This window comes from Arthrobacter sp. B2I5 (assembly GCF_030816735.1).
Classification (GTDB): Bacteria; Actinomycetota; Actinomycetes; order Actinomycetales; family Micrococcaceae; genus Arthrobacter.
Window position 1 is genome coordinate 95,375 of record NZ_JAUSYF010000001.1, and the last position, 11,771, is coordinate 107,145.

Genomic DNA, 11,771 nt, shown 5'->3' on the forward strand with positions numbered 1-11,771 from the left:
AGTCCCTGATGAGCAGTAAAGATTTGAGCCAATCGATCATGCGGCGTAAGCCCATCGATGACATCGAAGAAGAAAACAAGCACAGCGGACTGTTCAAGTCCCTTGGGCTGTGGCAGCTCACCGCCATCGGCGTTGGCGGAATTATCGGCGTCGGCATCTTTTCCCTTGCTGGACTGGTGGCCGCCGGCAGCGAAAGCACACCCGGGGTGGGGCCCGCGGTATTGATTTCCTTCCTTATTGCAGGCCTGGCCTCAGCGGCCGCAGCCCTGTCCTACGCAGAGTTCGCGGGCATGATCCCGCGCGCCGGCTCTGCCTACACCTACGGCTACGTGGCGCTTGGCGAGGTGATCGGCTGGTTTATCGGCTGGGACCTGCTGCTGGAATACATCGCCATTGTGGCCGTGGTGGCCATCGGCATCTCCGGCTACCTGGACGCCTTCCTGTCCGGCATCGGCATCCATTTGCCCACCTGGATGACCTCCACCGCGGACGAGGGCAAGGGCGGCATCGTCAACATCCCCGCCATTTTGGTCTGCCTGCTGGTGACCTGGATCCTCTCCCGCGGCACCAAGGCCTTCGGCCGGTTTGAGCTCGTCGCCGTGGCCATCAAGGTGATCCTGATCCTCTTCATCATCGGCCTCGGCGTGTTCTACATCGACACCAACAACTACAACCCGTTCATGCCCAGCGGCTTCGGCCCAGTAGTTGCCGGCTCCGCCACGGTCTTCTTCGCAGTCTTCGGTTACGACGCAATGAGCACCGCGGCCGAGGAAGCCAAGGACGGCAAGAAGCACATGCCCAAGGCCATCGTGCTCTCGCTCATCATCGCCATGCTGCTCTACGTTGCCGCCACGCTTGTCCTCACCGGCATGCAGAACTACAAGGACATCGACCCCAAGGCAGGCTTCGCCTCCGCCTTCACCTCGGTTGGCCTGCCCGTCATCGCAACCATCATCTCCGTGTTCGCCGTGCTCTCCATCCTCACCGTGATGCTCACCTTCCTGCTGGGCGTCACCCGCGTCTGGTTCTCCATGAGCCGTGACGGCCTGCTTCCCGGCTGGTTCTCCAAGACCGACCGGCACGGCACCCCGCAGCGCGTCACCTGGATCGGCGGCATCGCCTCCGCCTTCCTGGCAGGTGTCTTCCCCATCAAGGCAGTCGCGGACCTGACCAACATCGGCATCCTGGCCGCGTTCGTCGTCGTCTGCCTGTCCGTGATCATCTTCCGCTACAAGCGCCCCGACGCGCCGCGCACGTTCCGCCTGCCGCTGATGCCCGTGGTCCCGGCCTTCGGTGTCCTGGCCTCGGCCTTCCTGATGCTGCAGCTGCACTGGGAAACCTGGCTGCGGTTCGGGGTGTGGCTGGTCATTGGCCTGGTCATCTACTTCGGCTACGGCCGTAAGCACTCCCTGATGAACCCCAACAGCCCCCGGCACCAGGAACTCGCGGAACTGCACCGCCCCCTGGCATAACCCTCCCTCCCGACGCCCGCTCACTTTTGGCGGCGTTTCCCCGGAGCGCGCGGCAAGCCCGGCCCCTTAATACCGGTTGCTCTATCACTTTTGGTCCCTAAACAACCGGCTGGTTCAAGGGGTCGTTGCAACACCTGAGTGATTGGGGTGTTGTCATGGGTTTTGGTCGGCCTGAGGTGTTGCGTGAGGTGGTTCGGGTTTTCTGGGAGGCGAGGTCTTCTGGAGCGTCTGATGAGTTGGCCGCGGAGGCTGCCGGTCTTTCTCCGTCAGCGGCCCGGGTGATCGTCCGTCAGCATGGTGGGGTGAATCCTGCAATTAGGCCTGCCTGCCGGCGGTACTTGTCCTTCCGTGAACGCGAGCTGATTGCGGTCTGGCGGGCGGCCGGGTGTGGGGTGCGTGAGATCGGCCGGCGTTTGGGCCGGAGCCCCTCGTCGATCAGCAGGGAACTGGGCCGCAACATCCGCAACGGTGGCCAACGCCCTTATCTGGCGTCCTCGGCGCAGAATCGGGCGCAGAAGCTGGCACGCAGGCCCAAGACCCGGAAGCTGGCCGTTAACGAGGCCTTGGCACTCTACGTTGCCGGGATGCTGACGGCCCGGGAACGGTTATCCCCCGAACAGATCAGCGCCCGGCTGCGGATCGATTTCCCCGATGATGAAAGCATGCGCATCAGCCCCGAGACGATCTATCAGTGCATCTATATCCAAGGCCGCGGCGGGCTGAAGGCCGAGCTCACCGCTGCCCTGCGGACGGGCCGGGCCGTGCGCCAACCGAACCGGCGGGCCGGGAACCGAAAGCCCCGGGTCCCGAAAGAGTTACTGATCAGCGAACGCCCCGCGGAGGCCGATGACCGGGCTGTTCCCGGACACTGGGAGGGCGATCTGATCATCGGTACCCCCGGCACCGGGGCGATCGGAACACTCGTGGAACGCAGCAGCCGCTTCGTGATGCTCCTGCACCTGCCCAACGGGCACACCGGCGAGCAGGTACTGGCCGCTATCGAGGAAACCCTGCCTACGCTGCCGGCTCAGCTGCGCCGGTCCCTGACCTGGGACCAGGGCGCGGAGATGGTCGGCATTCATGAACGCGTCAGGATCGCCACCGGAGCGGACGTCTACTTCTGCGACCCCCACTCACCCTGGCAACGCGGCACGAATGAGAACACCAACGGACTCCTGCGCCAGTACTTCCCCAAAGGCATGGACCTCACCAAAGTCACGCCCGAAGACCTCGACTACGCCGCCGCCGGACTCAACGGCCGCCTACGCAAAACCCTCGGCTGGAAGACACCCGCACAAGTCCTCCAGCAAATTCTGGAAGAATCAGCCGCATAGGACGTGTTGCGACCACCACTTGAATCCGCCACCGTTTTAGGAACCAAAAGTGATGGAGCAACGGGAGGGGCCGGGCTTGCCGCTTCGTGTTTAACGGAGCCTGGCAGACCCGAAAAATAGATCAGTTTTCCTAACCTGTATTGGTTGGAAAAGATCGCTTTATCTTATGTGAGCGGAAGCTCATACTGGTGGAAAGACCTCCTCCCAAAGCCAGAAAGATCGGGAAAAACCATGACCCACGTTGCAATGGAACCAGCAGTTTCCGCCGGTACCGCACAGCAGACCGTTGACGTCGACGTCCCCCAGGCAAAGACCCTCGCCAATGACGCAGTGGCCCTGGTCCGGCGCTGGCTCACCGAGGCCGCCAAGGTCCCGGTGGACGCCTCCGCCCAGCAGCTCGCCGGCGTCCTGAAGGACCCCAACGGCCTGGAATTCACCGTTGGCTTCGTGGACGGCGTGGTCCGCCCCGAGGACCTGAACGTGGCAGCCCGCAACCTGGCCGCCCTGGCCCCGAAGGTTCCGGCCTTCCTGCCCTGGTACATGCGCAGCGCCGTAGCACTCGGCGGCACCATGGCCCCGGTGATGCCGCAGGTGGTCATCCCCATCGCCCGCAAGGTGCTCCGCGAGATGGTGGGACACCTGATCGTTGACGCCACCGACGCCAAACTGGGCCCGGCCATCGCCAAGATCCGCAAGGACGGCATCAAGCTCAACGTCAACCTCCTGGGCGAGGCAGTCCTGGGTGAGCACGAGGCCTCCCGCCGGCTCGAAGGCACCCACACCCTGCTGGCCCGCCCCGACGTCGACTACGTCTCCATCAAGGTCTCCTCCACCGTTGCCCCGCACTCGGCCTGGGCCTTCGACGAAGCCGTGGAACACGTCGTCGAAAAGCTCACCCCGCTCTTCCAGCGTGCCAACTCCTTCGCCGGTCCGGGTAAGAAAGCCAAGTTCATCAACCTGGACATGGAGGAGTACAAGGACCTGGACATGACCATCGCGGTCTTCACCAGGATCCTGGACAAGCCCGAGTTCAAAGACCTTGAGGCCGGTATCGTGCTCCAGGCCTACCTTCCGGATGCCCTGTCCGCCATGATCCGCCTGCAGGACTGGGCCGCTGAACGCCGTGCCAACGGCGGCGCAGGCATCAAGGTCCGCGTGGTCAAGGGCGCCAACCTGCCCATGGAGCAGGTGGAGTCCTCGCTGCATGACTGGCCGCTGGCCACCTGGGGCTCCAAGCAGGACTCGGACACCAGCTACAAGAGCGTCATCAACTACTCACTGCACCCTGAGCGGATCAAGAACATCCGCATCGGCGTTGCCGGCCACAACCTGTTCGACATCGCCTTCGCCTGGCTCCTGGCCAAGCAGCGCGGCGTGGAATCCGGCATCGAGTTCGAGATGCTGCTGGGCATGGCGCAAGGCCAGGCGGAGGCCGTCAAGAAGGACGTGGGCTCCCTCCTGCTCTACACCCCCGTGGTGCACCCGTCCGAGTTCGACGTCGCCATCGCCTACCTGATCCGCCGCCTTGAAGAGGGGGCCAGCCAGGACAACTTCATGTCCGCCGTGTTCGAACTTAGCGAGAATGAAGGCCTGTTCGAGCGCGAGAAGCAGCGCTTCCTCGCCTCCCTTGAAGCCCTGGATAACAGCGTTCCGCTGCCCAACCGCCGCCAGGACCGGAACCTTCCCCCGGAGGCCATGCCGCACAACGGTTTCCGGAACACCGCGGACACCGATCCCGCGCTGCCGGCCAACCGCACCTGGGGACGCGCCATCCTGGAACGCGTCGCGACGTCGACGCTGGGCAACGCCTCGGTGAAGGCCCGCGTTCATTAACGACGAAGAAACCCTCAACTCCGCCATCGCCAATGCCCTGGACAAGGGCAAGGCCTGGGGTGCCATGTCCGGCGCCGAGCGTGCCGAAATCCTGCACAGGGCCGGCGAGATCCTGGAAGCCCGCAGGGCCGACCTCCTGGAGGTCATGGCCAGCGAGACCGGCAAGACGATTGACCAGGGCGATCCGGAAGTCAGCGAAGCAGTGGACTTCGCCCACTACTACGCGGAGTCCGCCCGGAAGCTGGACGAGGTCGACGGCGCCACGTTCGTTCCAGCCAAGCTCACCGTTGTCACCCCGCCATGGAACTTCCCGGTGGCCATCCCGGCAGGGTCCACCCTTGCGGCACTCGCCGCCGGCTCCGCCGTCGTGATCAAGCCCGCCAAGCAGGCCGCACGCAGCGGCGCCGTCATGGTGGAGGCGCTGTGGGAAGCCGGCGTGCCCAAGGGCGTGCTGACCATGGTGCAGCTGGGGGAGCGGGAGCTCGGCAAGCAGCTGATCAGCCACCCGGCGGTGGACCGCGTGATCCTCACCGGCGGCTACGAGACCGCCGAACTGTTCCGGTCCTTCCGCAAGGACCTGCCGCTGCTGGCCGAAACCAGCGGCAAGAACGCCATCATTGTGACCCCCAGCGCCGACCTGGACCTGGCGGCGAAGGACGTGGCCTACTCCGCGTTCGGCCACGCCGGCCAGAAGTGCTCCGCGGCCTCACTGGTGATCCTGGTGGGTTCCGTGGCCAAGTCCAAGCGGTTCCACAACCAGCTCATCGACGCCGTCACCTCGCTGAAGGTGGGCTACCCGGAGGATCCCACCAGCCAGATGGGGCCCATCATTGAGCCCGCCAACGGCAAGCTCCTCAACGCCCTCACCACCCTGGGTGACGGCGAGAACTGGGCGGTGGAACCGAAGAAGCTGGACGACACCGGCCGTCTCTGGAGCCCGGGCGTGCGCTATGGGGTCAAGCGCGGTTCCTACTTCCACTTGACCGAGTTCTTCGGGCCGGTCCTGGGCGTCATGACCGCGGACACGCTGGAAGAGGCCATCGCCATCCAGAACCAGATTGAGTACGGCCTCACTGCCGGCCTGCACTCCCTCAACTCCGAGGAACTGGGCATCTGGCTGGACGGCATCCAGGCCGGCAACCTCTACGTGAACCGCGGCATCACCGGCGCCATCGTGCAGCGCCAGCCGTTCGGCGGCTGGAAGAAGTCCGCCGTCGGCGCCGGCACCAAGGCGGGCGGCCCCAACTACCTGGCCGGCCTGGGCGACTGGACCCCCGCGGCCAGCACCGCCACGGCCCCGGTCACGCACCCGGCCGTCAGCCGCATCCTCAACGCGGCGAGCTCCGCCCTGCAGCCGACTGAGCTTGAGTCGGTCCAGCGTGCGCTGGCCTCCGACGCGGAAGCCTGGGCTGGGGAGTTCGGCACGGCAAAGGACGTTTCCGGGCTGAGCGCCGAGCGCAATATTTTCCGCTACCGCAGCCTGCCGGTCACCATCCGGCTGTCCGAAGGCGAACCGCTGGCCCACCTCGTCCGGACTGTGGCCGCCGGTGTTGTGGCGGGATCCGCACTCACCGTGTCCTCCGCCGTTGAACTTCCCGCCCAGCTGCGCTCCGTGCTCACCGCACAGGACATCGAAGTGACGGTGGAGTCCGACGCCGGCTGGCTGGCGTCGGCGGGACACCTCGCCTCCGCGGGCAAGCTGTCCGGAGCCCGCATCCGACTGATCGGCGGCGACGCCTCGGCGCTGGCCGAGGCCACAGGCGGAAGGCCCGACCTGGCCATCTACGCCCACGCCGTCACCGAGGCAGGACGCGTGGAACTGCTGCCGTTCCTGCACGAACAGGCCGTCAGCATCACCGCACACCGGTTCGGCACCCCGAACCACCTGTCGGACGCGCTAATCTGATCAGTACGGGATTGAGCCGTCCGGGATAAGTTCCCGGCGCTAAAAAGGCCGGGCAGCCACCTGATGGTGGTTGCCCGGCCTTATCGCTTCAGCCCGGAGACCAGGTGGTTTTAGCCCAGATACCAGCCGGGCGGCGTCCAGGTAACGGGGACGCTGTGGGCTGAGAATTCCTCACAGCGGGTGCAGGTGTAGGCCACTTCGCCCAGTGTGGCCACTGTTCCGTCACGGCGGTACGTGGGCGGAATGTACGACTCAAGGTAGACGAATTCATCGGTACGGCATTTGTCGCAGGTGGGTTTTCCCACGTATCCGGAGTCTACGGAGGCGTGTCCGGTTCCGAGGGTGTTCTGGCGGGTGGACGGCCGTGCTGTGGAGTGCGGGCGCGCGTGCGCAGAACTGAGATGGGTGTTCCTGGCTGTCGTCATTGGCTGCCTGTCCCAAGGGCGGCGTTCCGGCATGCGGATGCGCACTTGTTTTGGGTGAACTGGCCTGCTGCTTGACCTTGGAGATCAGCATAGGGGATGCCACTTCCCCTATCAATGGACACGGGCCCCCTAACTCCCCTAAATGCTGGAAATTGCGACGGCGGGGGGTTAAGTTTGGCGGTTAATGGTCCGGCCCACGATCGATTGGGTGAGGGCATCGATGACTTCGGCGTTCGCCAGCGGGTTGCGGATCAGGGTGAAGTCGACGTCCCCGACGGCGGGAAGGTCGAAGCGCCGGGTGATGATCTTCAGATCCTCGGGCACCAGCGACGTGGGCATGACGGCCACGCCGATGCCGGCGCGAACCGCGGCGAGCACGCCGCTGATCTGGCGGGTGGTGCAGGTGATCCGCCAGGTCCTGCCGTTGGCTTCCAGCGCATCGATGGCCAGTTTCCTGCTGAGGCTGGGAGCCGGGTAGGCGATCAGGGGCACAGGCGTCCCCGGCTCCAGCACTGTCTGCTCCAGCCCCACCCAGGAGAACGAGTCATGCTGGACCACGGTGCCGTCCTTGGCCCCGGCCACCCATTTCACGAACACCAGGTCCAGCTGGCCGGCGTTGAGCTTGCGGTACAGCTGATCGCTCTGCCCCACAGTCCAGTTCCAGGTTGATCTGGGGGTAGATCTGCCGGAATTCTCGCAGGATCCGGGGCAGCCCGGTGATGGCGAGGTCATCCGCGGTGCCGAACCGCAGCCGTCCCCGCATCGCGGAGCCGGAGAAGTAGCGGGCGGCGGCGTCATGCGCGGACAGTATGTTCCGGGCAAAGCCTGCCATCGCATCGCCGTTGTCGGTGAGCCGGACGTCCCGGGTGTCCCGGGTGATCAGGCTGCGCTTGGCTGCCGCTTCGAGCTTGCGGATGTGCTGGCTGATGGTGGGCTGCGCCAGCCCCAGCCGCTCGGCGGCCTTGGTGAAGCTGAGGGTGTCCGCCACCGCGAGGAAGGAACGCAGCTGGGCTGGCTCGAACATGGTTGGCTCCCCGGCCTTCCGCTCTGATAGGTCATTGCGTTTTGCAATACGAGTTATAGGGACCATACGCCTCCATAATCCGCTCCGCCAGCCTAGCGTTAAGGGCATCCCAGACCGCCCGCAATTTTGAGGACACTCCTGTGGCACCCCCACCGCCTTCGTCGGCCTCCGTCTCCCAGCCAGTCATCGACGCGGCGGGCTCAGCGCCGCCGGACAGCCAGACCCAGCCACTTCCCGTCGTCGCGGAGCGGCTCCCCTGGAAGCACACCTTCATCTCCCTGAAAGTGCCCAACTTCCGGATCTTCGCCGCCGGCCACTTCATCGCCGTCATCGCCATCTGGATGCAGCGGATCGCCCAGGACTGGCTGGTGCTGCAGCTCTCGGGATCCGTGACCGCTGTGGGCATTACCGTGGCGCTGCAGTTCCTGCCCTCGCTGCTGCTGGGGCCATGGGGTGGCATGATCGCTGACCGGTTCGCCAAGCGGAAGATTCTCATCCTTTGCCAGGGCATGGCCGCCATCCTGGCCGCAACACTGGCCACCCTGGCCCTGACCGGCGCCATCATGGTGTGGCATGTCTACGCCATCGCGCTGGTCCTGGGCCTGGTGACAGTCCTTGACCAGCCGGCCCGCCAGGTGTTCGTGAACGAGCTCGTTGGCCCCCGGTATTTGCGGAATGCCATCAGCGTCAACTCCACCACCTTCCAGCTGGGCGGCCTGATCGGCCCTGCGCTTGCCGGGCTGCTCCTCACCGCCGTGGGGGCCGGCTGGGCCTTTGCCGCCAACGCGGTGGCCTGCTGCTCCACCGTGGTGATGCTCCTGATCCTGCGCAAGGACCAGCTGTATGTCAGCGCCCCCGCGCCCAAGACCAAGGGCATGCTCCGCGAGGGGCTGCGCTATGCCTTGAGCAAGCCCACCATCTACTGGCCGTGGCTCATGGCCGGCTTCATCTCTGTCTTCGCCATGAGCCTGCCGGTGCTTCTGGCCGCCTTCGCGGACCACGTCTTCAAGGTCGGCGCCGGCGGGTACGGGCTCCTCAATGCCCTGGTGGCACTGGGCGCGTTGTCCGGCGCCGTGGCGTCCACCCGCCGTCGGCAGCTCCGCCTGCGGTCCGTGGTGTTCTGCGCCGGAATGTACGGCCTGATGCTCTGCCTTGCAGTTCTGGCCCCGTCCATGGTGTGGTTTGGCGCCGTCATGGTGCTGTCTGGTTTTTGGTGCCTGATGTTCCTCACCGGCTCCAACCAGCTGGTGCAGGTCAGTTCCAACATGGGCATCCGCGGGCGGGTGATGAGCCTGTACATCATGGTGCTGATCGGCGGCCAGGCCCTGGGCGGCCCCATGCTGGGCTGGATCGCCGAACATGCCGATCCCCACGTTGCGCTGCTGGTCTCCGGCGGCGTTCCCGCGCTGGCGGCCCTGACGGTGGGCGTCATCCTGGCGCGGAAGGGCGGATTGAAGCTCCGGATGGATCTGAAGGGCGGCCAGCCGGTCAGGATCGTCAGCCGGGCAGGAGCCTAGCGGCTCTGGCAGCCTGGGCAGCTGGTGCCCAGGTAGCCAGGTGCCCAGGCGCCGTGCTTGCGGTGCCTAGAGGGTTGCCAGGTGGAGCGGCCGGTGCGGATACTCCGGGCCCCGCTCCTGGAACTGGAGGACGGCGTCATTGCGGATGACACCGTCACGGATCTCGATGGCCCGCGCAATGGTGTCGTTGCCTTCCCACGCGGCCGGGCCGGCCATCACGGTTTCGAGGAACGGCTGCAGGGCCTGGCTGATCTCCCAGCTGGAAGAGTTCCAGAGGTAGGAGGGGCTGTGGTCCACCGCGTAGTAGTTGATGTGCTCACCCACCGTGAACATGGGATCGGCGAACGTGGTGGACCGGGCCCAGCTGAATCCCATGCCGTCGTCGCAGGAGACATCGATGATGAGGCTGCCCGGGCGGAACGCCGTGAGGTCCTCTGTCCGCAGGTACGTCAGGGGATTGTTCGGGTCCTGCAGGGTGCAGTTGACCACGATGTCGCTCTCGGCCAGGAACGGCGCCAGGGGAACCCGGCCACGCTCCGTGATGACCTGGCTCAGGAAGGGGGCCTCGGCGTCGTGGTCAAACTGCACGATGTTCACCGAATGGATGGGTGCGCCCACCGCGGCCACGCCGCGGTTGGTGAGCACCTGGACGTCGTGGATGCCGTGCGCATTCAGAGCCGTCACGGCACCGCGCGCCGTGGCACCAAAGCCGATCACGACGGCGCTCAGGCGGCGTCCGTAGTCTCCCGTGGAGCCGGTCAGTGCCAGCGCATGCAGGACTGAGCAGTATCCAGCGAGCTCGTTGTTCTTGTGGAACACGTGCAGGCCGAACCCGCCGTCGCTGGCCCAGTGGTTCATCGCCTCGAATGCGATGAGGGTGAGCTTCTTGTCGATGGCGAGCTGGGTGATGGCCCGGTCCTGGACGCAGTGCGGCCACCCCCAGAGGACCTGCCCGTCGCGCATGTCGGCAAGGTCTTCCGGCTGGGGTTTGGGCAGGAGCACGACGTCGGCCGCGGCCAACAGCTCTTCCCTGGCCGCCATTCGTCCCACCAAAGGTGAGAGGTGGCTGTCCGGGACGCCGAAGCGTTCGCCATAGCCCTGCTCCAGGATGATGCGCTGCCGCAGTCCGGGTTCAATCCGCTCGAAGTGCAGCGGGTGGATGGGAACACGGCGCTCGTCCGGTTTCCGCGTCGAGGCCAGGACGCCCAGGCGCAGCTGGGTCTGTTGGCCGCTCACTTCTTTTTAGCGGCCTTGCTGGACGTGGTGTCCAGGGAGCTGGCCGGCGCCGCGGCGGCCTTCTTGTCTGCGCGCTTTTCCTTGATGGACTTTCCGGACTTTTTTGATGCCGTTTGACGCGGGGACTTATCAGCCATGATTGCTCCTGTAGCGGAACCGAAAAGGTTCCTGGCTACCGACACTACACCCGTGCACCTAATGGGCTCCGGGGGAGGCTGCCCTTTATGGGAAGCGGGAGATGAGAGCGGCTGACGGGAATCGAACCCGCGTATCAAGCTTGGGAAGCTAGCGCTCTACCATTGAGCTACAGCCGCAGTGCCGCCACTCGCGCGGGGCAGAACTTAGCTTAGCGCAGATCTCGGGGCTCCCCGCCAACCCGGCAGGCGGCGGGTACCGTGTCCCGGCACGCATAACGTCATCCAGTAACTCTTCAATAACGTCGGCGCTGCCGGCTAGGTTTGGCCGTTGAGCGCTGGCTAACCTGATCCGGGTAGCGGCCGCATTGGGGGAGGCAGCTATTGCGGCAGCCGACGTCAACCACAGGAAATATCTTCATGGCAATCGCAGAATACGAGGTCCTCATAGAGCGCGACGCCATGGCCGTCTACCAGTACCTCCTTGACGCCACCAATCTCCCCGCCTGGCGGAACGATGTCCGCAGCGTAAAGCTCGTGCAGGGCCCGGCCGAAGCCGCCGGTGCCGTCTACCGCAAAATGGTGGCCGGGCGCTCCGGCCTGAGCATCCCCGCGGACCTGGAAGTCACCAATGTCCGGCCAGGTGCAGAAATCCAGTTCCATGTTGTTTCCGGGCCTGCCACCCGCTGGGGCGGTTACTACCTGAGCACCGAGGACGCCGGGACGCGGGTCCGGTTCGCCATGGAAGCCAAACGCGAGGGCCGCTTCGGTTTCCTCAGCAGGTTTGGATTCCTGAACGGAATGCTGCAGCGCCGGGTCAGCGCGGATGTGGCCCAACTGGACCGGCTGAAGCACGTGCTGGAACTTCAACCGGTCATCTAAGCGCCGCC

The 11,771-nt window shown here is 65.3% G+C and carries 7 protein-coding genes, 1 tRNA gene and 2 pseudogenes; 5 read left to right on the plus strand and 5 right to left on the minus strand.

Annotated features, from left to right (window positions below; genetic code table 11):
* The first annotated feature begins 8 nt into the window (after nt 1-8).
* From QFZ60_RS00390 to QFZ60_RS00400, 3 genes and pseudogenes are all read left to right on the plus strand, one after another.
* Nucleotides 9-1,472 carry an amino acid permease gene (locus QFZ60_RS00390; protein ID WP_307087177.1) on the plus strand — a complete coding sequence of 488 codons (1,464 nt, stop codon included), beginning with the start codon at nt 9-11 and terminating at the stop codon, nt 1,470-1,472.
* 155 nt (nt 1,473-1,627) lie between these two features.
* Complete coding sequence (locus QFZ60_RS00395) at nt 1,628-2,806, plus strand: IS30 family transposase (RefSeq protein WP_307087179.1); 1,179 nt, start codon at nt 1,628-1,630, stop codon at nt 2,804-2,806.
* A 231-nt stretch (nt 2,807-3,037) separates the two neighbouring features.
* Nucleotides 3,038-6,545: pseudogene (locus tag QFZ60_RS00400) on the plus strand (bifunctional proline dehydrogenase/L-glutamate gamma-semialdehyde dehydrogenase).
* A 110-nt stretch (nt 6,546-6,655) separates the two neighbouring features.
* Here QFZ60_RS00400 and QFZ60_RS00405 read toward each other — a convergent pair.
* Entirely contained in the window at nt 6,656-6,970 is a 315-nt protein-coding gene (locus QFZ60_RS00405) for a hypothetical protein (RefSeq protein WP_307087182.1), read from the minus strand.
* 168 nt (nt 6,971-7,138) lie between these two features.
* Nucleotides 7,139-7,994, minus strand: a pseudogene (locus QFZ60_RS00410) (LysR substrate-binding domain-containing protein).
* 140 nt (nt 7,995-8,134) lie between these two features.
* Between QFZ60_RS00410 and QFZ60_RS00415 the strand changes: the two are divergent.
* Nucleotides 8,135-9,511 carry an MFS transporter gene (locus QFZ60_RS00415; RefSeq protein ID WP_307087184.1) on the plus strand — a complete coding sequence of 459 codons (1,377 nt, stop codon included), beginning with the start codon at nt 8,135-8,137 and terminating at the stop codon, nt 9,509-9,511.
* A 66-nt stretch (nt 9,512-9,577) separates the two neighbouring features.
* On the opposite strand, the gene QFZ60_RS00420 is transcribed toward QFZ60_RS00415, so the two are convergent.
* The 3 genes from QFZ60_RS00420 to QFZ60_RS00430 form a co-directional block, all read right to left on the minus strand.
* Nucleotides 9,578-10,747, minus strand: coding sequence for a N(5)-(carboxyethyl)ornithine synthase (locus tag QFZ60_RS00420; protein ID WP_307087185.1), 1,170 nt, complete (start codon nt 10,745-10,747; stop codon nt 9,578-9,580).
* Nucleotides 10,744-10,884, minus strand: a complete 141-nt coding sequence (locus QFZ60_RS00425; protein ID WP_200830458.1) for a hypothetical protein — start codon at nt 10,882-10,884, stop codon at nt 10,744-10,746. The genes QFZ60_RS00420 and QFZ60_RS00425 overlap by 4 nt, the downstream gene beginning before the upstream one ends.
* A 106-nt stretch (nt 10,885-10,990) precedes the next feature.
* Nucleotides 10,991-11,061, minus strand: a tRNA-Gly gene (locus tag QFZ60_RS00430).
* 240 nt (nt 11,062-11,301) lie between these two features.
* Between QFZ60_RS00430 and QFZ60_RS00435 the strand changes: the two genes are divergently transcribed.
* Nucleotides 11,302-11,763 (plus strand): SRPBCC family protein, encoded by a 462-nt coding sequence (locus QFZ60_RS00435; RefSeq protein WP_307087188.1) that lies wholly within the window; start codon nt 11,302-11,304, stop codon nt 11,761-11,763.
* Nucleotides 11,764-11,771 lie beyond the last annotated feature (8 nt).

Excerpts from the sequence above, each read along its gene's own strand:
- QFZ60_RS00390 (WP_307087177.1), top strand. The coding sequence starts at position 9 with ATGAGCAGTAAAGATTTGAGCCAATCGATCATGCGGCGTAAGCCCATC.
- QFZ60_RS00395 (WP_307087179.1), top strand. The coding sequence starts at position 1,628 with ATGGGTTTTGGTCGGCCTGAGGTGTTGCGTGAGGTGGTTCGGGTTTTC.
- QFZ60_RS00405 (WP_307087182.1), bottom strand. The coding sequence starts at position 6,970 with ATGACGACAGCCAGGAACACCCATCTCAGTTCTGCGCACGCGCGCCCG.
- QFZ60_RS00425 (WP_200830458.1), bottom strand. The coding sequence starts at position 10,884 with ATGGCTGATAAGTCCCCGCGTCAAACGGCATCAAAAAAGTCCGGAAAG.
- QFZ60_RS00435 (WP_307087188.1), top strand. The coding sequence starts at position 11,302 with ATGGCAATCGCAGAATACGAGGTCCTCATAGAGCGCGACGCCATGGCC.